This window comes from Streptomyces sp. F63 (genome assembly GCF_018070345.1).
Taxonomy (GTDB): Bacteria; Actinomycetota; Actinomycetes; order Streptomycetales; family Streptomycetaceae; genus Streptomyces.
The window spans coordinates 205840-228036 of record NZ_JAGPXX010000006.1 but is presented as its reverse complement, the minus strand read 5'-3'; the positions used below and the strand labels follow the sequence as shown (position 1 = coordinate 228036).

The 22197-nt window shown below is 74.8% G+C and carries 18 protein-coding genes and 1 pseudogene; 14 read left to right on the top strand and 5 right to left on the bottom strand.

Translation table 11 applies throughout. The annotated features are described in order from the left end of the window. Positions 1-2: 2 nt before the first annotated feature. The 6 genes and pseudogenes from KBZ10_RS09530 to KBZ10_RS09505 all read left to right on the top strand — a co-directional run bounded on the left by KBZ10_RS09530 (position 3) and on the right by KBZ10_RS09505 (position 5167). The gene (locus KBZ10_RS09530; protein ID WP_210987072.1) at positions 3-413 is read left to right on the top strand and encodes a roadblock/LC7 domain-containing protein; all 411 of its coding nucleotides are present in this window, start codon (positions 3-5) and stop codon (positions 411-413) included. Then, positions 410-772 carry a DUF742 domain-containing protein gene (locus KBZ10_RS09525; protein WP_210987071.1) on the top strand — a complete coding sequence of 121 codons (363 nt, stop codon included), beginning with the start codon at positions 410-412 and terminating at the stop codon, positions 770-772. The genes KBZ10_RS09530 and KBZ10_RS09525 overlap by 4 nt, the downstream gene beginning before the upstream one ends. Beyond that, on the top strand, positions 750-1391 hold the full coding sequence (locus tag KBZ10_RS09520) for an ATP/GTP-binding protein (RefSeq protein WP_210987070.1): 642 nt from the start codon (positions 750-752) through the stop codon (positions 1389-1391). Before KBZ10_RS09525 ends, KBZ10_RS09520 begins: the two co-directional genes overlap by 23 nt. Then, a pseudogene (locus KBZ10_RS09515) lies at positions 1388-2623 on the top strand (cytochrome P450); the annotation flags it as partial. The gene KBZ10_RS09520 and the pseudogene KBZ10_RS09515, both read left to right, overlap by 4 nt. A 635-nt stretch (positions 2624-3258) precedes the next feature. Beyond that, the gene (locus KBZ10_RS09510) at positions 3259-4182 is read left to right on the top strand and encodes an SDR family oxidoreductase (protein WP_210987069.1); all 924 of its coding nucleotides are present in this window, start codon (positions 3259-3261) and stop codon (positions 4180-4182) included. 13 nt (positions 4183-4195) lie between these two features. Further along, positions 4196-5167: a DMT family transporter gene (locus KBZ10_RS09505; protein ID WP_210987068.1), complete on the top strand. Its 972-nt coding sequence runs from the start codon at positions 4196-4198 to the stop codon at positions 5165-5167. Between the two features lie 77 nt (positions 5168-5244). Here KBZ10_RS09505 and KBZ10_RS09500 read toward each other — a convergent pair whose 3' ends face one another. Both KBZ10_RS09500 and KBZ10_RS09495 read right to left on the bottom strand, forming a co-directional pair. After that, complete coding sequence (locus tag KBZ10_RS09500; RefSeq protein ID WP_247702069.1) at positions 5245-6798, bottom strand: glycosyltransferase; 1554 nt, start codon at positions 6796-6798, stop codon at positions 5245-5247. Positions 6799-6933: 135 nt separating this feature from the next. Then, positions 6934-7362, bottom strand: a complete 429-nt coding sequence (locus KBZ10_RS09495) for an HIT family protein (RefSeq protein WP_210987067.1) — start codon at positions 7360-7362, stop codon at positions 6934-6936. Between the two features lie 221 nt (positions 7363-7583). Between KBZ10_RS09495 and gdhA the strand changes: the two genes are divergently transcribed. The 3 genes from gdhA (at position 7584) to KBZ10_RS09480 (ending at position 11057) form a co-directional block, all read left to right on the top strand. Continuing rightward, positions 7584-8966, top strand: a complete 1383-nt coding sequence (gene gdhA, locus KBZ10_RS09490) for an NADP-specific glutamate dehydrogenase (protein ID WP_210987066.1) — start codon at positions 7584-7586, stop codon at positions 8964-8966. A gap of 384 nt (positions 8967-9350) precedes the next feature. Then, positions 9351-10160 (top strand): SAM-dependent methyltransferase, encoded by an 810-nt coding sequence (locus tag KBZ10_RS09485; RefSeq protein WP_210987065.1) that lies wholly within the window; start codon positions 9351-9353, stop codon positions 10158-10160. A gap of 171 nt (positions 10161-10331) precedes the next feature. Next, a complete protein-coding gene (locus KBZ10_RS09480) occupies positions 10332-11057 on the top strand; it encodes a Mut7-C RNAse domain-containing protein (RefSeq protein WP_210987064.1) in 726 nt (241 codons plus the stop codon). Positions 11058-11236: 179 nt separating this feature from the next. Here the strand turns inward: KBZ10_RS09480 and KBZ10_RS09475 are convergent, their stop codons facing one another. After that, complete coding sequence (locus KBZ10_RS09475) at positions 11237-12352, bottom strand: DUF2804 domain-containing protein (protein ID WP_210987063.1); 1116 nt, start codon at positions 12350-12352, stop codon at positions 11237-11239. Positions 12353-12732: 380 nt separating this feature from the next. On the opposite strand from KBZ10_RS09475, the gene KBZ10_RS09470 reads away from it, so the two are divergent. Further along, on the top strand, positions 12733-14106 hold the full coding sequence (locus tag KBZ10_RS09470) for an SGNH/GDSL hydrolase family protein (RefSeq protein WP_210987062.1): 1374 nt from the start codon (positions 12733-12735) through the stop codon (positions 14104-14106). A 136-nt stretch (positions 14107-14242) separates the two neighbouring features. Here KBZ10_RS09470 and KBZ10_RS09465 read toward each other — a convergent pair whose 3' ends face one another. Further along, the gene (locus KBZ10_RS09465; RefSeq protein ID WP_247702068.1) at positions 14243-15457 is read right to left on the bottom strand and encodes an arabinogalactan endo-1,4-beta-galactosidase; all 1215 of its coding nucleotides are present in this window, start codon (positions 15455-15457) and stop codon (positions 14243-14245) included. A gap of 152 nt (positions 15458-15609) precedes the next feature. Next, positions 15610-17700, bottom strand: a complete 2091-nt coding sequence (locus KBZ10_RS09460; protein WP_210987139.1) for a beta-galactosidase — start codon at positions 17698-17700, stop codon at positions 15610-15612. Positions 17701-17895: 195 nt separating this feature from the next. Between KBZ10_RS09460 and KBZ10_RS09455 the strand changes: the two genes are divergently transcribed. The 4 genes from KBZ10_RS09455 to KBZ10_RS09440 all read left to right on the top strand — a co-directional run bounded on the left by KBZ10_RS09455 (position 17896) and on the right by KBZ10_RS09440 (position 22140). After that, complete coding sequence (locus KBZ10_RS09455) at positions 17896-19230, top strand: extracellular solute-binding protein (RefSeq protein ID WP_210987060.1); 1335 nt, start codon at positions 17896-17898, stop codon at positions 19228-19230. Then, positions 19227-20168, top strand: coding sequence for a carbohydrate ABC transporter permease (locus tag KBZ10_RS09450; RefSeq protein WP_210987059.1), 942 nt, complete (start codon positions 19227-19229; stop codon positions 20166-20168). Before KBZ10_RS09455 ends, KBZ10_RS09450 begins: the two co-directional genes overlap by 4 nt. After that, a complete protein-coding gene (locus KBZ10_RS09445; protein WP_210987058.1) occupies positions 20165-21052 on the top strand; it encodes a carbohydrate ABC transporter permease in 888 nt (295 codons plus the stop codon). Before KBZ10_RS09450 ends, KBZ10_RS09445 begins: the two co-directional genes overlap by 4 nt. A 65-nt stretch (positions 21053-21117) precedes the next feature. After that, positions 21118-22140 carry a LacI family DNA-binding transcriptional regulator gene (locus tag KBZ10_RS09440; protein WP_210987057.1) on the top strand — a complete coding sequence of 341 codons (1023 nt, stop codon included), beginning with the start codon at positions 21118-21120 and terminating at the stop codon, positions 22138-22140. Positions 22141-22197: the final 57 nt, after the last annotated feature.

Here is a 22197-nt window from a genome sequence, read left to right as displayed (position 1 = left end):
CGATGCATCAGATGAAGAGCCCGGTCAGCCGCGACTGGATGGTGGCGGACGTCGCCTCCGTCTCGGGGGTCCGGCACGTGGTGGTGCTCAGCACCGACGGCCTGCTGATGGCCCGCTCGGAGGGGACCGGGCGGGACAGCGCCGACCGGCTCGCGGCCGCCTGCTCCGGCCTGCAGTCCCTCGCCAAGGGCCTCGGCCGGGAGTTCGGCACCGGCAGCAAGGCCGTGATACAGCAGATGGTCGAGTTCGACGGCGGCTTCCTCTTCATGGTCGCCGCCGGGCAGGGTTCCTACCTGGCCGTCGTCACCGATGTGGCGGTCGACCCGCAGCTGATCGCCCAGCAGATGCGCATCCAGGTCAACCGCATCGGCAGCCACCTGTCCAGCCCGCCGCGGCAAGGCGCCGTCTCATGACGGCCCCCGGGGAGTATCTGGACACCCCCCTGCGGCCCTATGTGCTCACCGGCGGACGGGCCCGCCCCAGCCGCAACACCGTCGCGCTCGACACCCTGCTCGTCGCCTCCGCCCGGGAACAGGACCTGCCCGTCTCCGCCAGCCGCCAGGAACGCGCCCTGGTACGGATGTGCGGCCGGCTGCTCTCCCTGGCGGAGGCGGCGGCCCACCTCGGGCTGCCGGTGAGCACCGTCACCGTCCTCGCCTCCGACCTGGTCGACTCCGGCCATCTCACCGCGCGCACCGGCATTCCCCCGGCCGCCCGTACCGACCGCGACCTGCTCCAGGAGGTGCTCGATGGTCTCCGCCGGCTCCGCTGACCCCCGACTCGCCACGAGCCGCGCCCTGCCGCCCGGGGAGCGGTATCTGCCCGACACCGTGGAGCGCGCGGTGAAGCTCCTCGTCGTCGGCGCCTTCGGCGTGGGCAAGACCACCCTGATCGGTTCGGTCAGCGAGATCACGCCGCTGCGCACCGAGGAGGTCATGACGGAGGAGAGCGCCGGCGTCGACGACCTCGCCGGCCTGGCCGGCAAGACCACCACGACCGTCGCCATGGACTTCGGCCGCATCACCCTCAACCCGGGCCTCGTCCTCTACCTCTTCGGCACCCCGGGCCAGCGCAGGTTCTGGGATCTGTGGGAGGGGCTGGCCGAGGGGGCACTGGGCGTTCTGGTGATGGTCGACACCCGCCGCCTGGAGGACAGCTTCGAGGTGCTGGAGCAACTGGAGCTGCGCGGGCTGCCGTTCGCCGTGGCGGTCAACCACTTCCCCGACACCCCCCGGCACCACACCGTGGAGGATCTGCGCCACGCCCTCGACCTGCTGGACGAGACACCCGTCGTCATGTGCGACGCCCGCCGGCGCCGCGCCTCCCGCGACGCCCTGATCACCCTGGTGGAGTACGTCTCCGCCACCGCCGCACAGGAGGTGCCCCGATGACCGCCCCCGTCCCGCCCCCCGGCTGCCCGGCCCACGGGGCCACCACCACCGGTCTGACCCCGCTGGTCTCCGCGGCCGGCGCCGGCGCCCGGCAGGTCTACGAACGGCTGCGCGCGGAGTGGGGCAGCGTCGCCCGTGTCGAACTGGAACCCGGCGTGCCCGGCTGGCTCGTCCTCGGCTACCGCGACGTGCTCACGGTCACCCGGCAGGAGAAGACCTTCTCCCGCGACGCCCGGCACTGGCGCGACCTCAATGACGGCATCGTCCGGCCCGATTCGGCGCTGCTGCCGATGATGGCGCACCGCGACAACGTCATCGGCCACGACGGCACCGAGCACCAGCGCCTGCGCCGCCCCCTGGTCGACGCCGTGGCGGGAGCCGACCAGCGGCGGATGCGGCGCTCCGTGGAGGCCGTGTGCGCGGGACTCCTCGAAGCCTTCTCGGGACGCGGCACCGCCGACCTGGTGTCCGAGTACGCCCGCGTGGTGCCGCTGCTGGCCATCGGCGGACTGTTCGGTCTGGAGCAGACGGAGGGACGCGAACTCCTGCGCGCCCGCGCGGCCCTGCTGGAGGGCGGCGGCCGGCCCCGGCCCGGCGGCCACCGCTTCGAGGAGATCCTCTCGGCCGTGCTGCGGGACCGCCGCGCGCATCCCCGGTCCGATCTGACCTCGGCCTTCCTCGCGCACCCCGACCTCCGCGACGACGCCGAGGTGCTGCGCTCCCTGATCGTCATGATCTCGGCCGGCAACGAGACGACGACCGCCTGGATCGCCAACACCATCCGGCTGATGCTGACGGACCAGCGCTTCCGGGGCCGGCTGCACGGCGGGCGGCTAGGCGTCGACGAGGCGCTCGACGAGGTTCTCTGGCAGGACCCGCCGATGGCCAACTTCCCGGCCCGCTACGCCCTCCACGACACCGAGCTCGGCGGCCGGACGATCCGCTGCGGGGACGTGCTGGTGCTCGGCCTCGCCGCCGCCAACGCCGATCCGGCCGTACGCCCGTCCGACCCGTACGACATGCTCGGCAACCGGGCGCATCTCGCCTTCTCCTCCGGCGCGCACGCCTGCCCGGCGCAGGTGCCCGCCCGGCTGATCGCCCGGACGGCCGTGGAGACGGCGCTGCGGGGGCTGCCCGAGGTCAGGCTGTCGGTGCCGGACGAGGAGCTGCCCTGGCGGGCCTCCCCGTGGACCCACTGCCCGGCTTCCCTGCCGGTCGTCTTCGCCCCGGCCGGCACGGGGCGGGCGGCGCCCCGCACGGGGTCCGCCGCGGACCCGGGCGGGGCCCGTACCGGGGGCTCCGCCGGGGCGGCTTCCGGAGGAGCCCCGCACGCGGCGGCCACTCCGACGGTGGTGCCGCCCCCCGGGGCTCCCTCCCCGGGAGGCTCCGCGGCGGAGCTCTCCCCGGCGGGCTCCCCGCCCGGCAGTCCCCCGCCCGGCAACGGGGGTTCTCCGGCGCGGGCCCGTTCCGCCGGGGCGGCGGCTCCGGGGGCGCCGGCCGGCCGCGCGGGCACCCCGGATCCGTCCCGTCCGCCGGCCGGGCCCGCCGGCAGGGTTCCGGCTCCGCCGCGTATCGCGGCCGTCGTCGCCGCGCGGAACTCTCCGGCCGTCCCCGCCCCGGCCCCCCGGGGGGAGCCGCCCGGCCCCACCGCTCCGTGAACCGGCGGCCACCGGCACGGCGGGCACCGGGCGCATGATCCGCAATGGCACCGTATGCCTGCGCTACGGTGCCATTGCCCGTTTCCGCCCCCCTGCCTCCCGTGCCCTCCGTTCGTCCGCTTCCCGTGCCGGCCGCTCCCCCGCGGGGGAGCCCGCGCCGCACCACCTGTCTTCCCCGTCAACTCCGCTGATCCGGAAGGGTTCGCCGTATGTCCGAGCGGGAGTACAAGCCGAAGAGGGACACCGGCACGCTGCCGGAGCCGGCACCGCGGCCCCCCGCGCCGGGACCGGTACCCGGCCGGGCACCGGGCTCCGCGCGGCAGGCGCGGCCCGGCCCCCGGGGTTCCGCCGCCCCGGCCACGGACGTCGCCGGCCGGCGGGGCACCGGGCCCGTGGTGCTGGTGACCGGGGCCTCCTCCGGCATCGGGGCGGCGGTGGCCCGGCGGATGTCCGCCCCCGGCGGCGACCGCCGGCTGCTGCTGAACGGCCGGGACCGGACACGGCTGGCGGAGGTCGCCGCGGTGTCCGGCGGAACGGCCCTGCCCGGCGACCTGGCCACGGCCGAGGGCTGCCGGGCGCTGGCGCGGCAGGCTCTCGAACGGGCCGGGCGGGTGGACGTCCTGGTCGCAAGCGCGGGCGTGGGCCACGCGGGCCGGTTCGAGGCGATGCCCCCCTCGGCTCTGGACGAGCTGATCACCGTCAACCTCACCTCCACCCTGCATCTCGTGCACGCCCTGCTGCCCGCGATGGTGCGGCGCGGCAGCGGCCACCTGGTGCTGGTGGCGTCCATCGCGGGGGCCGTCGGGGTCGGCGGCGAGAGCGTGTACGCGGCGGCCAAGGGCGGTCTGTGCGTCTTCGCGGACAGCCTGCGGTACGAGGTGCGGGAGGCGGGGGTGTCCGTGTCGGTGGTGCTGCCGGGCGTCGTGGACACCCCCTTCTTCGAGCGCAGGGGGGCGCCGTACCGGCGCCGGGTGCCGAGGCCGGTCCCCCCGGAGCGGGTGGCCGACGCCGTCTGCCGGGCGGTCGAACGCCGGTGTCACGAGGTCTTCGTGCCGCGCTGGCTGCGGATCCCGGCCCGGTTCCGGGGCGCCGCCCCGGCGCTGTACCACCGCATGGCCTCGCGGCTCGCCTGACCGGCGCACCGACGTGCTCGCCGCCATCCCCGCCGCCCTGGCCGCGGGACTGTGCTTCGCCCTGGCGGGCGTGTTCCAGCAGCGGTCCGCGAGCGCCCGGCCCTCCGACGAGTTCCTCTCCTTCCGGCTGCTGCTGGACCTCGCGCGGCAGCCGCTGTGGGTGTCGGGCATCGCGCTGGCCGTGCTGGCGTACGGTTTCCAGGGGCTCGCGCTGGCGTTCGCGCCGCTCGCGCTGGTGCAGCCGCTCATCGTGAGCGAACTGCTGTTCGCCATTCCGCTCTCGGCGCTGGTGCTCCGGATGCGGCTCCGCCGCCGCGAGTGGTGCGGTGTGCTGGCGGTGAGCACCGGTCTCGTCACCGCTCTCGCCGCCGCGCGGCCCCAGCCGGCGGAGGCCGTGGCCGATCCGGGCTCCTGGCTGGTGATGCTCGCCGGCGTGGGGGCCGCCGCGGCCGCCGCGCTGTTCGCGGGGCGCCGCGCCGGCGGGACGGTGAAGGCATCACTGATCGCGCTCGCGGCCGGGCTGGTGATGGGGACGCAGTCCGTCCTGCTGGCCGCGACCGTCGAGCGGTTCGGCGGGGGAGCGGCCGCCGTGTTCACGGCATGGCAGACGTATCTGCTGGTGGCGGCCAGTATCGGCGGGCTGCTGCTGATCCAGAGCGCTTTTCAGTCCGGGCCGCTGGCCGCCAGCATGCCCGTCATGGACGCCGTCGAGCCCGCCGTCGCCATCGCGGCGGGGGTCGCCCTGTTCGGCGAGTCGGTGCGCACCGGCTGGCCCGCGGGCGCCGTGGGGGCGGCCGGGCTGCTGCTGCTGTTCGCCGGCATCGTGCTGCTGGACACCTCGCCGCTGCTGAAGGCGCTGTACCGCCGGGAGACGGCCGACCGGTCCCCGGGCCGGGGGCGCGCGGCCCGGGGCGGTGCCCCGCCGGACGGGGAAACCCCCGGGGAGGGCGGGGCCGGGAAGGGAAGGACCGGGCACGGGCCCTGAGCGGACGCCGGACGCCGGTGGACGCCGGGCAGGCGGGCCCCGTGGTGCCCTCGCGGCCGGCCCCGCCGTCGCCTCCGTCAGACCGGAGAGCGGTCCGCCGGCCGGTGGCGGGGGGACACCGCGTACCAGTGCGGTAGCAGGTCCTCGCGCAGCACCCGGTCCCAGGAGCGGTGGTGGAGCCGCGCCGTCTCGGCCGCCCGGACACCCATCGCGGTGCGCACCTCCGGCCGGTCGACCAGGACGGCCAGGGCGCGGGCCCAGCCCGCCGCGTCGTCGTCGGCCACGAGGAGGCCGTCCCCGCCCGGCGCCTCCAGCCACCGCCGGGTACGGGCCCCGGCCGGGAGGACGGCCGGCAGCCCGCACGCCATCGCCTCGGCGACGACGTTGCCGGCCGTCTCCGAGCGGGAGGGGAACGCCAGTACGTCGCAGCCCGCGTACACCTCGGCCAGCCGGTCCTGGGGCACCGTGCCGAGCAGTGTCACATCGGGCCCCAGCAGGGCTCTCACCCGCGGGGAGTCGGCTCCGGTGCCGGCGACGACGAGGTGGACGGGCCGGTCCGTGTCGCGGAGCCGGCGCACCGCCTCGGCGAGCACCATCACCCGTTTGGAGGCGTCGACCCGCCCGGCGAACACCACGGCCGTGCGGTCGGCGGGCACCCCGTGGACGCGCGCCAGCCGGTCCCGCGCACCGGGCCGCGGGCGGAAGCGTTCGTGGTCGATGCCGCGCCCGAACAGGAACACCCGGTCGGGGCCCAGCAGGGTGGCCAGCTCGTTCCGCTCCCCGGGTGTGGAGACGAGCACCCGGTCGCAGGTCCGCAGCAGCCGGTCCCGCCGGTGGCGCGCGAGCCCGGTGGCGAGCGTCTCCGGCGACAGGCACCCGGGCGGCGGCAGGGGGAGCCCCGCGGGCGGGGCGGACCGGGGACCGGGGGACCCGGCACCGGACGCGGCACGGGCGGCGGCCGGGGCGGGACGGGAGGCGGCGGGCGAGGACACGGACGGGCCGAGCCCGAGTCCGGGCACGGCGGGCCGGAGGCGCCCCGCCGCGGGGGGCACGGCGTGCAGGCGGTCGGTGAGCTGCCGCAGATAGGCCGAGGTCAGCGCCGGTACGTCCGTGTGGACGGAGCCGACGAGCCCGGGCGGGCGGCCGGGGCCCGGGTTCCGGTGCGCGCTCCGCCGCTCCCGGCGGGCCATCCGGACCGCCGTCGCGGCGAAGGCGAAGGAATGGGTGAGGTGCCAGACGTCGTGCCGGGGCAGCAGCCGGGCCAGCGCCGGGTGGTACGGGGCGAGGTCGGAGGCGTCCATCCGGCCGAGGGCCAGGGCCAGCGGCGCCGAGCTGACGACCGGGCGCAGCACCACGAACCGCACGTTCGGCGACAGCTCCTCGACCCGGGGGCGGCCGCCGAGCACGTACACGGTCAGATCCGCACCGGCCCCGGCCGGCACGCCGTCACCGCGGTCCCCGGAGCCGCCGGCGGTGCCCGCACCCGGTCCCAGCCGGGCGGCGGCCTCGGCGAACCGCTCCCAGCACTTCAGATGCCCGCCCGCCAGCGCGTTCCACTCCAGCTCGACGAGGACCGCGACCGAGGGCCCGGCCGGGCCGGGGTGCGCCACACGCGCCGGAGAAGAATGCATAACACCCGAATACCCCCATAAGCCGCACCCTCACGGCCCGGCCCGGTCCGATCGCCGGCCCTTCCCGGCCACGGCCCTTCCGCGCACCCGGGGCCCGCGGAGCGGCCCGCCGAGCGGCCGCCCGCCGCGGGGCGGTCATTCCGCTTCCGCGCCGGCGCCCAGTTCCGCCCGGAGCCGCGCGGCGATCCGCGCGGGCTCCTCCTCGTCGGCGTAGCGGCCGCGGGGCCAGAAGAAGCCCCGCAGTCCGTCCCGGGGGTTGCGGGGGACGATGTGCACGTGCAGATGCGGCACGGACTGGCTGACCCGGTTGTTCGCGGCGACGAACGATCCCGCCGCGCCCGTCCCGCGCTCCACCGCGCCGGTGATCCGCCGCACCCGGAGGAAGAACGGGCCGGTCTCCTCCGGCGTCAGCTCCGTGAGGGTCCCGGTGTGCCGCCGCGGCACCACCAGCACATGCCCCGGGAACAGCGGCCGGCGGTCGAGGAAGGCCACCGCCACGCCGTCCTCGTGGACCCGGTGACTCGGCAGCCGGCCCGCGACGATCAGGCAAAAGGTGCAATCCATTCGCTCAGTGAACACCCGCCGGGGGCCCCGGACGTCCCCCCTCCCCGGGAGCGCGCGGCCGGGACCGGCGATAATCGCACCAGCGGCCGCCCACGGCCGCTCAGCACGGCGGTCCCGCAACCGCGCCGCCTCGACGGCGAGGTGCGCGCCCGGCGGAGACCGGCATGACGCACGCGCATCGGCACCCGCACGCCGTACGCCCGTAAAAGGAGCCCGATCTGATGGAGCCCCGCACCTCCACGCTCGTCCAGAACCACCCGGACCAGGATCGCGTCATCGAGCTGCTGTACGCGGAGATCCTGCGGCGGAACCCCGGTGAAGCGGAGTTCCACCAGGCCGTCCGGGAGGTCCTGGAGACGCTGGGGCCGGTTCTCACCCGGCGCCCGGAGTTCGCCGAAGCGAAGATCATCGAGCGGATCTCCGAGCCCGAGCGGCAGCTGATCTTCCGCGTCCCGTGGACCGACGACTCCGGCGAGATCCACGTCAACCGCGGCTTCCGGGTGGAGTTCAGCAGCTCCCTCGGCCCCTACAAGGGCGGCCTCCGGTTCCACCCCTCGGTGAATCTGGGCATCGTCAAGTTCCTCGGCTTCGAGCAGATCTTCAAGAACGCCCTGACCGGCATGCCCATCGGCGGCGGCAAGGGCGGCAGCGACTTCGACCCCAAGGGCCGGTCCGATGCGGAGGTCATGCGGTTCTGCCAGTCCTTCATGACCGAGCTGTACCGCCACCTCGGCGAGTACACGGATGTCCCCGCGGGCGACATCGGTGTGGGCGGCCGGGAGATCGGCTACCTCTTCGGCCAGTACAAGCGCATCACCAACCGCTACGAGTCGGGGGTCCTCACCGGCAAGGGCCTCGGCTGGGGCGGCGCCCAGGCCCGTACCGAGGCCACCGGCTACGGCTGCGTGCTCTTCACCGCCGAGATGCTCAGGGCGCGGGGCGACGACCTGGCCGGGCGGCGCGTGGCGGTCTCCGGCTCCGGCAACGTCGCCCTCTACGCGACCGAGAAGGCACAGCAGCTCGGCGCGGAGGTGATCACCTGCTCCGACTCCAGCGGTTATGTGGTCGACGAGAAGGGCATCGACCTCGACCTCCTCAAGGAGATCAAGGAGGTCGGCCGCGGCCGGGTCTCCGACTACGCCGAGCGGCGCGGTTCCGGGGCCCGGTTCGTCAGCGGTTCCAGCGTCTGGGAGGTGCCGTGCGACGTGGCGCTGCCCTGCGCGACCCAGAACGAGCTCACCGCCCCCGACGCCGTCACCCTCGTGAGGAACGGTGTCCGCGCGGTCGCCGAGGGCGCCAACATGCCCACCACTCCCGAGGCCGTGCGGGTGCTCCAGGAGGCGGGCGTGGCCTTCGCCCCCGGCAAGGCGGCCAACGCGGGCGGGGTGGCGACCAGCGCCCTGGAGATGCAGCAGAACGCCTCCCGGGACTCCTGGACGTTCGCCCACACCGAGGACCGGCTCGCCGAGATCATGCGGCACATCCACGCCTCCTGCCACGACACGGCGGAGCGCTACGGCCGGCCCGGCAACTACGTGGCCGGGGCCAACATCGCCGGCTTCGAGATCGTCGCCGAGGCCATGCTGGCGCAGGGCCTGATCTGAGGCGCGGGGCCGGAGCGCGCCCGCGGGCGGGCAGCGGCGCTGCAAGAACGCGGCCCGCGGCCGGGCCGGTCCGCGGCCCGGCACCGGGCCGCGAGCCCGCTCCGGCCGAGGGGCCACCGGGCCCGGCCGGCTCCGGACCGCCGTGCCGCCCGCCCGCCGGACCGCTCCCGAACCGCCGGACAACGGCGCACACCCACCCATACCGGCCACCCGGCGGCCCTTCCCGTACCCCCGGACAGGGCGGCCGGGCGTTCGACGGTGGACCGCCGGGGCAACCCCGACCCTTTGTTCGGCCGTACCGTGCACATGCACGAGGGTGGGCCGCTACGCTCAGCCACCAAGGATTGGGACAACCGTTCAACTATTCAGGATGAAGCAGGTGTTATGACGGATCAGAGTGCCGCTCCTGCGGGCATCGACACCAGCGTCGCCCACTCCGCCCGGATGTACGACTACTGGCTGGGCGGCAGCAGCAACTTCGAGGCCGACCGCGAGCTGGGCAAGGCGGTCGAGGCGGCCATCCCGAGCATCCGGACGATGGCCCGGGAGAACCGCAGGTTTCTGGGCCGCGCCATCCGCGCGATGGCCGAGGAGGGGGGCGTCCGCCAGTTCCTCGACATCGGAACCGGTGTGCCGGCCGCCGGTGACACCCCCTCCGTCACGGAGATCGTCGCCCCCGACAGCCGCGTCGTCTGCGTCGACAACGACCCGATCGTGCAGGCCCACGCCAAGGACCTCATGGAGAGGTCCCCCGGCGGGAGGACCCGTTACGTCCAGGCCGACCTGAGGAAGCCGGAGGAGCTGCTGGCGCGGCCCGACGTGGCCGGGCATCTGGATTTCGGGCAGCCGGTGGGGCTCCTGCTCGTGGCGGTTCTGATGCTGCTGAAGGACCAGGACCGGCCGTGGGCCACGGTCGCCGCCCTGCTCGACGCCATGCCGCCGGGCAGCCACGTCGCCCTCACCCACCCCACGCAGGACTTCAACCCGGAGGCGATGTCCGAAGTCGTCGAGGCGGCCGCCCGCGGCCAGATGACGCTGGTGCCGCGCACCCGGGCGCAGTTCTCGGAGTTCTTCGGCGACTGGGAGCTGCTGGAGCCGGGAGTGGTGCCCGTCATGGGATGGCGCCCCGAGGACCCCCCGGCGGACCCGAGGGCGGCGTACTACTGGAGTGGTGTGGCCCGGAAGAAGGGGTGAGGGGCGGGGGCCGAGGCGGAGGCCGGGAAGTCTCCCGGCAGGCACGGCGGAGCCGGGCGGCCGGTACCCCGCACGGCCGGCGCCTCCCCCCTCCCCCGTGTCCTCGCCCCGGCCCTCCCCCTCCCTCCGGGAGCCCGCACCGGCACGCCCGCCCGTGGCAGGCTTGCCGCCATGAGCGAATCGGAGGTGCGCGTACGCTTCGACGCCGGTCTGCGGACGCTGATGACCTCGCGCCGCAGAGGACCGGAGGTGCGGGTCGCGCACGACGGCACGTCCTCACTGGGGCATGTGGTGGAGTCCCTCGGGGTCCCGCTGCCCGAGGTCGGCGGACTGGCCGCCGGGGGCCGTCCGGTGGAGGCTTCCTACCGGCCGCGCCCGGGCGACGTGGTGGAGGTGCACGCGGTGCGGCGCCCCGAAAGGCTGCCGGACGGCTCCCCGCCCCGCTTCCTCCTGGACGTCCACCTCGGCGCGCTCGCCCGGCGGCTCCGGCTCGTCGGCGCGGACACCGCCTACCGCAACGATCTCGACGACCCCGCGCTGGTGGACCTCGCGAACGCGCAGCGGCGGGTGCTGCTCACCCGGGACCGCGGCCTGCTCCGCCGCCGGGCCCTGTGGCGGGGGGCCTTCGTCCGCGGCTCGCGTCCGGACGAACAGCTCACCGATGTGCTCGACCGGTTCGCCCCGCCCCTGGCCCCCTGGACCCGCTGCACCGCGTGCAACGGCACGCTCGCTCCCGTCGCCAAGGCGGAGATCGCGCACCTGCTCGGGCCGGGCACCCGGCGCACCCAGGAGTCGTTCACCCGGTGCCGCGACTGCGGCCGGGTCTACTGGCCGGGTGCGCACCACCGGCGGCTCGAAGAGGTCGTGGCGGCCGCGGCGCGTACCGTCCGCCGGTAGGCGCTCCGACGCGCGGGGCCGCGCGGCCGCGGGGCCGGCAAGCCGGCGCCGCGCCGGGGTGTCCGCCGCCGGAGTCCGCCCCCGCCCGCCCCCGCCCGCCCGGGCCGCCGCGCCCGGCCCGCCCGGCGCGCTCGCGTGTCCTCGCACCTCCCCGGAGGCCCGCGTCCGGACGCCGCCGTTCACCACCGCATGCGGACCCGTTCCGCCCAGCCGAGGAGCCCTTCGACCCGGATCCGCGTCCCGCCGTCGGCCCGGACGGTGCCCGTGTAGTGGCCGAAGGACTGGTGGGTGTCGTTGAGGATCACGCCGGTGTTGATCCGGTCCTCCCGCACGTGGAACGGGGTGAAGCCGAGGTCGACCGCGTCCGAACCGGGGGTGCGGATGGTCCACGGCTCCCCGAAGTCGTCGTAGCGCCACTCCAGTTCCTCGCCGATCTTGGTGAGTCTGCCGTCGACGCAGAGGGCGTTCTCCGTCATGCCCGTGCCGGCCGTCCACGTCCCGCCGAACTGCAGGCCGACCACCCGGCCGTCGGTGGTGCCCGAGGCCGCGCCCCAGTTCCACCGGGTGTCGTACGGCCAGCGGCCGCGGCCGTGGTCGAGCACGCCCCAGCCGCCGTGGAAGTCGTACGCGGTGCCGCCGATCCGCACCGTGCCCTCGGCCGGTCTCGCGGTGTGCTTGGAGGTGTACTGGAAGCGGCGGTCGCTCCAGGGGATGACGACGCCCAGCGTCTCGTGGCCGGGCGGCATGGCCACGAACAGGTCCCCGTCGAGCGGCCCCTCCGCGGTGCGGCAGCGGAAGCGCAGCCGGGTGCCGTCCCGCTCCTGGCGTATCCCGATGCGCACGGAGCCGGCCGCGGACACCTCCCCGCCCCGGTCGCCCCCGTCCGTCCCCCCGTTACCCGCGTTTCCCCCGTTTCCCGCGTTTCCCGCGTCCAGGCTGTGCGGCAGGCGGATGCCGCGGGCGAGGGGCCGCAGGGCGGTCCGCGAGAGCTCGCGCCGTACGGCTCCGAGACCACCGGTGCCCGCCCGGCCGCCGTCCCGGCCGTTCCCCCTGCCGTACTCCAGGAAGTAGACGGATCCGAGGCCGAGGTAGTCGAGGTCGGCGACGGTGACGGCGACCAGGTGGGTGGGGGTGGTGACGCACCAGTACTCCCACCGTTTGGTGCGCCCCCAGCCGCGGAGCTCGCACCGGTGGAGCGGGGCCCGCGACCAGCCGACCGCGGCCCGGTCGAGCCGGCGCCCGCCGGGGGTGCAGAGGTCGACGGGCCGGGTGATCTCTCGTTCGTGGGTCGGCATGCGAGGAGCCTACGGACCGGGGACGCCCCATAGGCATGATCCCCCCTTCCGGGGACACTGGGAGCGCACCCAACTCCCGTGCACCATGGCGCAGTTGCGCGGGAAACCGCCCACATCACCACACAGCGCCGACCGCACCACACAGCACCGCCCGCACCACACAGCGCCGCACAGCACCACGCGCCACCGCGATGCCCCGCCGGCACGCACCGGTCACGGCCCGGAGGGCCCACGCCCCCCGTGCGTCCGCTCCCTCAGCGAGGACGCGCCCCGGACCGTGCCGCCGGCGGCTCCGGCCGGCGCTCCGCCCACGGTCCTCCCCGGCCCCGTCCGGCGGCGGGCCACCCGCCCACGCACATCAGCACCGGAAGGCACCCCCCATGAAGAGATGGTCGTCCGTCCTCAACCTGATCGTCGCGGGAGCGCTCGCGGCGACCGCCGCCGTGGTCTCCCCCGACGTGTCCGGGGTGAGGCAGGCGGCGGGCGGCGGAGGTTCCGCCGCGGCCGCCGCGCAGGTGTCGCAGGAGACGCCGAGCCACCGGCCCGCGAAGCGGAAGAAGCCGCGGACCGTGACCCCCCGCTGGGTCAACTCCTGGACCGCCATGCCCCAGCTGACCGAGCCGCACAACATGCCGCCCGCGCCGTTCACGCGGGACGGGCTCGTCCTCGCCGACAGCACCCTGCGGCAGACCGTCCACACCACCATCGGCGGCGAGCGGCTGCGGCTGCGGTTCTCCAACGCCTTCGGCGGCACGGTCCTGCCCATCACCTCGGTCGAGGTGGCGCTCCCGCGGGACGGCGAGGCGGGGGCCCCGGCGATCCGCCCGGGCAGCTCCCGGCCCGTCACCTTCCACGGAAAGCCCTCGGTGAGCATCCCGGTCGGCGCCCAGATGGTGTCGGACCCCCTCGACTTCGCGGTGGCGCCCGGCTCCGAACTGACGGTCACGATGTACCTGAAGGAGGGTCAGGCGTCCAACGACATCACCTCGCACCCCGGTTCGCGGACGACCTCCCATCTGCTCGCCGGTGACCACACCGGGGCCGCCGACCTGCCCGGGGCGACCCGCACCGACCACTGGTACTTCCTCAGCGGCCTGGAGGTGACGGCCGGCGGCACCGCGGCGGCCGTGGCCGTCCTCGGTGACTCGCTGACCGACGGCCGCGGCTCCACGACCAACGGCAACGACCGCTGGCCGGACCTGCTGGCCGAACGGCTGCGCGCCGGGAAGGGCACGTCCGATGTCGCCGTCCTGAACCAGGCCGCCGGCGGCAACCGCGTGCTGCAGGACGGCCTCGGGCCGAACGCCCTGGCCCGGATGGACCGCGATGTGCTGGCGCAGAGCGGCGTCGCGTGGCTGATCGTCCTGGAGGGCGTCAACGACATCGGCACGGCGGAGGCCGCCCCGGCCGCCCAGCGCGCGGTGGTGGACCGGCTCATCGCGGCGTACGACCAGATCGTCACCCGCGCCCACGCACAGGACATCCGGGTGTACGGCGCGACGATGCCGCCCTTCGGCGGCAACGAGATGTACGACGACCCGGCCGGGCACCGGGAGGCGTCCCGGCAGGCCGTCAACGCGTGGATCCGCGACAGCGGCCGGTTCGACAGCGTGATCGACTTCGATGCGGCGACCCGCGACCCGCGGCAGCCGGAGCGGCTGCTGGAGAAGTACGACACCGGCGACCATCTGCACCTCAACCCGGCGGGCTACCGGGCGATGGCGGACGCCGTCCCGGCCCGGCTGTTCCGGTAGCGGGACCTCCGTCCCTCCCGGCTCCGCAGGAGCGGGGAGGGACCGGATCGGCGCGGCGGACCCGTCCCGGTGACGGGCCCGCCGCGGCGGCACGGAACCGGGGCCGCGGCCGACACGGAGCCGGGCCCCGGGCGGGTCAGCCCGTCCCGCCGAGCGTCCGGGCGGCGGGCAGCGCGCGGTCGTCGTAGCCGAAGAGGGCCTGGTTCTCCCAGGCGTTGCCGGAGCCCGGGTCCGCCGGGTCCCAGCCGCTGCCCGGCACGGCCGTCCAGGCCGGCTCCCAGTAGACGACCCCCAGACCGCGCCCGCCGGGCACGTCCGCGACGGCGGCCATCACGTCGCGGAGCTGGGCCGCCTGCCCCTCGGGGGTGGCGGGATACCCGGGGACGAGCTGGTCGCCGCGGGCGATGATGTTCTCCAGCCCGTCGTCGTTGCGGAGCGTGTGGGCGTACGCGGTCTCGGCGACGAGCACGGGCCTCCCGTAGCGGCCGGCGGAGGCGTTCAGGTTGGCCCGCAGGTCGGCCAGGGTGCCGTGCCAGTAGCCGTAGTAGGACAGGCCGATCACGTCGAACGGGACGCCGTGGGCGACCGCCTGGTCGAACCACCAGCGGGTGCCCTCCAGATCGCCGCCCTCCGCGAGGTGCAGCACGATCCGGGTGCGGGAGTCCACCGACCTGGCGGCGTCCGCTCCGGCTTTCAGCAGCCCGGCGAGCTGGGGCCAGTTGCCGGTGGAGCCCTCCGGCCAGAGCATGCCGCCGTTGATCTCGTTGCCGATCTGCACCATGTCGGCCGTGGTGCCCTGGGACTTGAGGGCGCTCAGGACCTCGCGGGTGTGGTCGCGGACGTCCCGCTTCAGTTGCTCGTAGCCGTGGGAGGACCAGGCGGCGGGCTTGTTCTGCTTCCCGGGGTCGGCCCAGGCGTCGGAGTAGTGGAAGTCGACCAGCAGCTTCATGCCCTGCGCCTTGGCGCGCCGGGCCATGGCCAGGACGTTGTCCTGGTCGTTGTAGCCGTCGGCCGGGTTCACCCACACCTTCAGCCGGACGAGGTTCATCCCGGCCGAGCGGAGGATGGCGAGGGCGTCGCCGGCGGTGCCGTCCCCGCCGCGGTAACGGGCGCCGAACGCCTCGTTCTTGGGCAGGCTCGACAAGTCACCGCCCCGGACCTCCAGCTGCGCGGCGGCCGGGCCCGGCCCGTGCGCGGCGGGCGCGCCGTGCGCGGCGGGGGCGACGGCGGGCAGGGCGGCGGCCAGCAGCAGCGAGCCGAGCGCGGACAGGGCGGCTCTGCGGGTGCGGCCGGTGCGGGCGGAGCCGGGGGCGCGCGGGGTGGTGCCTCGTGAGTGGAACATCGTCGACATCCCTTCGACCATGGTGGATTGAGGCGGAACGTGGAGCGGTGGCGCGGTGGGGTGCTGCTCCGCGACCCGGAGCCGCGGCGTCGCGGGGGTACGGGGCCCGGGGGGGGGCAGCCGGAAGCGGCGGCGGAGGGCGGGCCGGGAGGGAGGCCCGTTCACTCCCGCAGCCGGACCACGGCGACTCCTCCCCCGGCCACCGCGATCCGTCCGGAGACGGGTTCGCCGGACAGGAGTTCGGTGCCGGCCGCCCGGCCGGGCAGGGGCACCTTGGCCTCGGTCCCGGTGTGGTTGATGACGAACAGGTGCTCGCCGGTGCTGCCGGAGCGCCGTACCACCTCGACGTCGCGCGGCAGTTCGTCCCGGGCGGGCACACCGGCGTCCGCGCAGACCTCCCGGAGCAGCATCCCGAGACCGGCGGCGCCGAGCCGGGTGGAGACGTACCAGGCGGTGCCCCGGCCCAGCCGGTGGCGGGTGACGGCGGGCCGCCCGGCGGCGGGGCCGTCGGCGTAGGTCCAGACGGTTCCGGCGCCGCGCGGCACCACGAACTCCGTCCACACGTCCGCGGTGAGAGGGTCCGGGTGTTCTGCACCGCTGGCGCTGCCGCTGCCGTTCCGGACGCCCGCGCCGCCCCCGTCCTGCCCGCCGGTGCGGCGGAGCCGGACCCGCTCGCCCTCCCCCAGGGGGGAGAACTCCTCGACGGTCAGCCCGAGCACGTCCCGCAGGGCTCCGGGGTACGGGCCGGGGTGGACGGCGTCGTGCTCGTCGACGATGCCGGAGAAGTAGGAGACGAGGAGGGTGCCGCCGCCCTCCACGTAGCGGCGGAGATTGCGGCCCGCGGCGGCCTCGGTGAGGTACAGGGCGGGGACGACGGCCAGCGGGTACGCGGAGAGGTCGGACTCCGGGTGGGCGAAGTCCACGGTGAGGTGGCGGTCGTAGAGGGCCTCGTAGAAGGTGTCGGCGCGTTCGCGGGCGTCGTGGTCCTCGCTGGGCCGCCACTCCAGGGACTGGGCCCACCAGGACTGCCAGTCCCACACCACGGCGGCGTCGGCGGCCGTCCTGCCGCCCGCGACCCCGGCGATCGACTCCAGGTCCGCGCCGAGCCGGACGACCTCCCGCCAGACCCGGGAGTCGGTGCCGGCCTGCGGCAGCATGGCGGAGTGGAACTTCTCGGCGCCGCGCCGGGACTGGCGCCACTGGAAGAACATGGCGCCGTCGGAGCCGCGCGCGACGTGGGCGAGGCTGTTGCGGGCCATCTCTCCCGGGGCCTTGGCCGGGTTGCGGGGCTGCCAGCTGACGCCGCTGGTGGAGTGTTCCAGCAGCAGCCAGGGGGAACCGCCCGCGACGGAACGGGTGAGGTCGGCGGCCATGGCGAGGTTGACGTGGGTCCGCCGGCCGTCGGTGATGAGGTAGTGGTCGTTGGTGACGAGGTCGACCTCCCGCCCCCAGGCCCAGTAGTCGATGGACGAGCACTGGCTGAGCGCGGTCATGAAGTTGGTGGTGACGGGGATGCCCGGGGAAAGCCGGTGCAGGATGTCGCGTTCGGCGGTGAAGTTCTCCCGGAGGGTGGCGTCGGCGAAGCGGGCGTAGTCGAGCCGCTGGGCCGGGTTGCAGACGGTGGGGGTGGCGCGGGGCGGGTCGATCTGGTCGAAGCCGCCGTAGCGCTGGCCCCAGAAGGCGGTGCCCCAGGCCTCGTTGAGGGCGTCGATCGTGCCGTACCGGGCGCGGAGCCAGTGCCGGAAGTGCTCGGCGCAGGAGTCGCAGTAGCAGGCGGAGACCGGGACGCCGTACTCGTTGTGGACGTGCCAGAGGGCGAGGGCCGGGTGGCGGCCGTAGCGGCGGGCGAGCTGTTCGGTGATGGAGGCGGCGGCGGCGCGGTAGGCGGCGGAGCTGGGGCAGATGGCGCCGCGGGAGCCGAAGGAGAGGCGCACGCCGTCCCGGGTGACGGGCAGGGCCTCGGGGTGGGCGCGGTGGAACCAGGCGGGCGGGGCGACGGTCGGGGTGCCGAGGTCCACGCGGATGCCGTGTGCGTGCAGCAGGTCCAGCAGCCGGTCGAGCCAGCCGAAGTCGTGGCGGCCGGGCTCGGGTTCGAGCAGCGCCCAGGAGAAGATCCCGGCGCTCACCATCGTCACGCCGGCCTCCCGCATCAGCCGGACGTCCTCCTGCCACACCTCCTCGGGCCACTGCTCGGGGTTGTAGTCCCCGCCGAACGCGAGTCGGGTGAGGCCCTGGGGAGGCGTGTGGGGCATGGCGGGCTCCTGCTGGGGGCTGGCGGGCATGGCACAAATCTGTGAACGTGCACAGCGCCTCTCGGCGGCACACACCCAACATAACCGCACAGCAACAACCATTGACAACGGTTGGAAATGTTTCTCTACTGTGAACGCTCACAGTCCCGCTCGTCGTCCGCCCAGCGGCGGAGGCCCTTGCCAGGGGAGATCTCCATGCCATCCACCACGCGCCGCCGGCCGGCGGCAGCCCTCTCCATAGCGGCAGCCCTGACCGCCGCGACCCTCACCGGCTGCGGCGGCGGAGGCTCGGACGGCTCCGGCGCGGACGGCTCCGGCGGTTCGGGGCCGGCCAAGCTGACGTACTGGGCCTGGGCCCCCGGCATGGACAAGGTCGTCGCGCTCTGGAACAAGGAGCACCCGGACATCACGGTCACGGTGAAGAAGCAGGCGTCCGGCGACGACCTGGTGACCAAGATCCTCACCGCCGCCAGGGCCCATGAGGCCCCGGACCTCGTGCAGGCCGAGTACCAGGCCCTGCCCACCCTGGTCAGCAGCGACGTCCTCACCGACCTGTCCGGCGAGGAGCCGGTGAAAAGGGCCGAGAAGGAGTTCGCGCCGGGCGTCTGGCAGCAGGTGACCCTCGGCTCGGACGCGGTGTACGCCGTCCCGCAGGACTCCGGGCCGATGATGTTCTACTACCGCGAGGACCTCTTCGAGAAGTACGGCCTCGACGTCCCGCGGACCTGGGCCGAGTTCGCGGACACCGCCCGCGCCCTCAAGAAGAAGGACCCGGAGAAGGCCCTCACCACCTTCTCCGCCAACGACCCCGGGCTCTTCGCCGGACTCGCCCAGCAGGCCGGCGCGCGCTGGTGGAGCCCCGACGGCGAGCGGTGGAAGGTCGGCATCGACGACCCCGCCAGCCGCAAGGTCGCCGGCTTCTGGGGTGGTCTCGTCGAGGAGGGCGCCATCGGCAACCAGCCGATGTACACCCCGGCCTGGAACAAGGCCCTCAACACCGGCTCCCAGATCGCCTGGGTCAGCGCCGTCTGGGCGCCGGGCGTCCTCACCTCCGCGGCGCCCGACACCCGGGGCAAGTGGGCCATGGCCCCGCTCCCCCAGTGGTCGCCGGACGAGAACCGGACCGGCAGCTGGGGCGGCTCGACCACCGCCGTCACCCGGGACAGCGAGCACAAGAAGGCCGCCGCCGAGTTCGCCGCCTGGCTCAACACCGATCCCGAGGCCCTCGCCGCCATGGTGAAGGAGGGCGGGATCTACCCGGCCGCCACCGCCGCGCAGACCGGGGGCGCGCTGTCGGAGGCGCCTGCCTTCTTCGGCAACCAGCCCGACTTCTACACCGAGGCCGCGAAGATCGCCAAGACGACGGCGCCCGGCGCCTGGGGCCCGAACGTCAACGTCGCCTACAGCGCCTTCCGCGACCACTTCGGCAAGGCCGCCAAGGCGAAGTCGGACTTCGGGGCCGCGCTCGCCGCCATGGAACGCGCCACCGTCGCGGATCTGAAGAAGCAGGGCTTCGGAGTGGCCGGGTGACCCGGTCCTCCGCCGGCGCGGCCTCCGGGCCGCGCCGGGCCCCGTACCTCTTCCTGCTTCCCGGTGCCACGCTGTTCGTCCTCTTCCTCGCGCTGCCCATCGGCTACGCCGTCCACCTCAGCTTCCGCCGGACCGAGGTCAAGGGGCTGGGCCTGGGATCGGGCGCCCGACAGGAGGTGTGGGCCGGGTTCGCCAACTACACCGCGGCGCTCACCGACCCCGGACTGCTGAACGGCGCGCTGCGGGTGCTCGGCTACGGCCTCATCGTCATCCCCGCCATGCTCGGCCTCGCCCTCCTCTTCGCCCTGATGCTGGACGCCGACCGGCGCGGCCGCCGCGACACCGCGCTCCGCGGCTTCGCCCGGCTCGCCATCTTCCTGCCGTACGCGGTGCCCGGGGTCGTCTCGGCGCTGCTGTGGGGCTTCCTGTACCTGCCGTCGGTCAGCCCGTTCCACTACGCGCTGGAGCGGGCGGGCCTGCCCGGGCCGGATCTCTTCAGCGGCGGCACGCTCTACGTCGCGCTGGCCAACATCGCCGTCTGGGGCGGCACCGGCTTCAACATGATCGTGATCTATACGGCGCTGCGCGCGATCCCCGCGGAGGTCTACGAGGCCGCGCGGCTCGACGGCTGCTCGCAGTGGCAGATCGCCCTCCGTCTGAAGATCCCCATGGTGGCGCCCTCGCTGATCCTCACCTTCTTCTTCTCGCTGATCGCCACCCTGCAGGTGTTCAGCGAGCCGACCACCCTGAGGCCGCTGACCAACGCCGTGCCCGGCGACTGGAGCCCGCTGATGAAGGTCCACCAGGACGCCTTCGCCCGGGGCGACCTCCACACGGCCGCCGCCACCGCCGTGATCATCGCCGCGGTCACCCTGCTGCTGTCCTTCGGCTTCCTCAGGGCCGCCAACTCCCGTACCCGACAGGACACGTCAGCATGAGCGCCACCACCGCCGCCGATCCCGCCGTCCGCAACGCCACGGCCGGCCCGCGCGGCCGCCGCGCCGGCCGGATCCCCGTCGCGGTACTGCTCCTGGGGGCCGCCTACTGCCTGCTGCCGGTCGCCTGGGTCGTGGTGGCCGCCACCAAGTCGGGCAGCGAACTCTTCGCCACCTTCACCTTCCTGCCCGGCTCGGGCTTCGCGGAGAACGTGGCCGAGCTGTCGGCCTACCGCGACGGCGTCTACTGGCGGTGGATGGCCAACTCCGCCCTCTACGCGGGCGCCGGGGCCCTGCTGTCCACGGCCGTCTCCGCGCTCAGCGGCTACGCGCTGGCGCTGCACCGGTTCCGGGGCCGCGAGGTGATCTTCAACGTGCTGCTCGCCGGGGTGCTGATGCCGCCCGTCATCCTCGCGATACCGCAGTACCTGCTGCTGGCGGAGGCAGGACTGGCCGACAGCTACGCGTCCGTGCTGCTGCCGAGCATCCTCTCCCCCTACGGCATCTACCTCGCCCGGATCTACGCCGCCGCCGCGGTGCCCGCCGACGTCGTGGAGGCGGGCCGCATCGACGGCGCCGGGGAGTGGCGGCTCTTCCGGTCCGTCGCGCTGCCGATGATGCTGCCGGGGCTGGTGACCGTCTTCCTGTTCCAGTCCGTGGCCATCTGGAACAACTTCATGCTGCCGTACATCATGCTCGGTGACGACGAGAAGTTCCCGGTCACGGTGGGGCTGTTCACACTGCTCCAGCAGGGCGCCTCCGCGCCCGCGCTCTACACCCTGGTGATCACCGGCGCGCTGCTCTCCGTGATCCCGCTGATCGCGCTGTTCCTGGTGATCCAGCGCTTCTGGAGCCTGGACCTGCTGTCCGGAGCGGTGAAGTCCTGACCACCGTAGAGTCATGCGCGCAGGACCACCCGCGACCACCGAGACAGGCCAGAGGACACAGCAGGATGAGCACCACGGGGCGGCGCCGCCCACCGACCATCCACGACGTCGCCCGCGAGGCGGGCGTCTCGCGCGGCACGGTGTCGCGGGTGCTCAACGGCGGGCACAACGTCAGCCCCGCCTCGGCCGACGCCGTCAACGCCGCCATCCGCAAGACGGGTTACGTGGTCAACCGGCACGCCCGCAGCCTGATCACCGGACGGTCCGACTCGGTGGCGTTCCTGCTGACCGAACCCCAGGAGCGGTTCTTCGAGGACCCCAACTTCAACGTGCTGCTGCGCGGCTGCACCCAGGCGCTGGCCACGCACGACATCCCGCTGCTGCTGATGATCGCGGGGACGGAGGCGGAGCGGCGCCGGATCAGCCGCTACATCACCGCCGGGCACGTGGACGGGGTGCTGCTGGTCTCCAGCCACTCCGGCAACCCGATGGCCGAACGCCTGGTCGGGGCGCGGATCCCGGTGGTGGCGTGCGGCAAGCCGCTGGGGCAGGGCGCGCGGATCGCGTATGTGGCCGCCGACGACCGGGACGGGGCACGGGAGATGGTGCGGCATCTCGCCGCGAGCGGCCGGCGCAGGATCGCCACCGTCACCGGGCCACCGGACACCCCCGGTGGCGTGGAGCGGCTGGCGGGGTACCGGGAGACCCTGGCCGAGGCCGGGCTGCCGGCCGACGAACGGCTCGTCGCCGTGGGCGACTACAGCCGGGCCGGCGGCGAACGGGCCATGGCGGAACTGCTGGAGCGGGCCCCGGACGTGGACGCCGTGTTCGTCGCCTCGGACCTGATGGCGCAGGGGGCGCTGACCGCGCTGGAGCGGGCCGGCCGCCGGGTGCCCGAGGATGTCGCGGTGGGCGGATTCGACGACTCGCCCGCCGCGCTCGGAACGCGGCCGCCGCTGACCACGATCCGCCAGCCCTGGGACCGGATCAGCACCGAGATGGTCCGGGTGCTGCTGGGCCGGATCGCCGGGGAGGAGCCGTCGGCGGTGATCCTCCCCACGGAGCTCGTCCGGCGCGACTCGGCCTGAGCGGCGCCGGGCCGCGGGGGCGGGCGGGCCGCCGGGGTCCGGGCCACGCTGTCCCGT

Coding starts and splice junctions, on each gene's coding strand:
- KBZ10_RS09530 (WP_210987072.1), top strand. CDS start 3: ATGCATCAGATGAAGAGCCCGGTCAGCCGCGACTGGATGGTGGCGGAC.
- KBZ10_RS09480 (WP_210987064.1), top strand. CDS start 10,332: ATGAGCGAATCGGAGGTGCGCGTACGCTTCGACGCCGGTCTGCGGACG.
- KBZ10_RS09500 (WP_247702069.1), bottom strand. CDS start 6,798: ATGCATTCTTCTCCGGCGCGTGTGGCGCACCCCGGCCCGGCCGGGCCC.
- KBZ10_RS09520 (WP_210987070.1), top strand. CDS start 750: ATGGTCTCCGCCGGCTCCGCTGACCCCCGACTCGCCACGAGCCGCGCC.
- KBZ10_RS09445 (WP_210987058.1), top strand. CDS start 20,165: ATGAGCGCCACCACCGCCGCCGATCCCGCCGTCCGCAACGCCACGGCC.
- KBZ10_RS09460 (WP_210987139.1), bottom strand. CDS start 17,700: ATGCCCCACACGCCTCCCCAGGGCCTCACCCGACTCGCGTTCGGCGGG.
- KBZ10_RS09440 (WP_210987057.1), top strand. CDS start 21,118: ATGAGCACCACGGGGCGGCGCCGCCCACCGACCATCCACGACGTCGCC.
- KBZ10_RS09475 (WP_210987063.1), bottom strand. CDS start 12,352: ATGCCGACCCACGAACGAGAGATCACCCGGCCCGTCGACCTCTGCACC.
- KBZ10_RS09510 (WP_210987069.1), top strand. CDS start 3,259: ATGTCCGAGCGGGAGTACAAGCCGAAGAGGGACACCGGCACGCTGCCG.
- KBZ10_RS09455 (WP_210987060.1), top strand. CDS start 17,896: ATGCCATCCACCACGCGCCGCCGGCCGGCGGCAGCCCTCTCCATAGCG.
- KBZ10_RS09470 (WP_210987062.1), top strand. CDS start 12,733: ATGAAGAGATGGTCGTCCGTCCTCAACCTGATCGTCGCGGGAGCGCTC.
- KBZ10_RS09465 (WP_247702068.1), bottom strand. CDS start 15,457: ATGTCGACGATGTTCCACTCACGAGGCACCACCCCGCGCGCCCCCGGC.
- KBZ10_RS09485 (WP_210987065.1), top strand. CDS start 9,351: ATGACGGATCAGAGTGCCGCTCCTGCGGGCATCGACACCAGCGTCGCC.
- gdhA (WP_210987066.1), top strand. CDS start 7,584: ATGGAGCCCCGCACCTCCACGCTCGTCCAGAACCACCCGGACCAGGAT.
- KBZ10_RS09495 (WP_210987067.1), bottom strand. CDS start 7,362: ATGGATTGCACCTTTTGCCTGATCGTCGCGGGCCGGCTGCCGAGTCAC.
- KBZ10_RS09525 (WP_210987071.1), top strand. CDS start 410: ATGACGGCCCCCGGGGAGTATCTGGACACCCCCCTGCGGCCCTATGTG.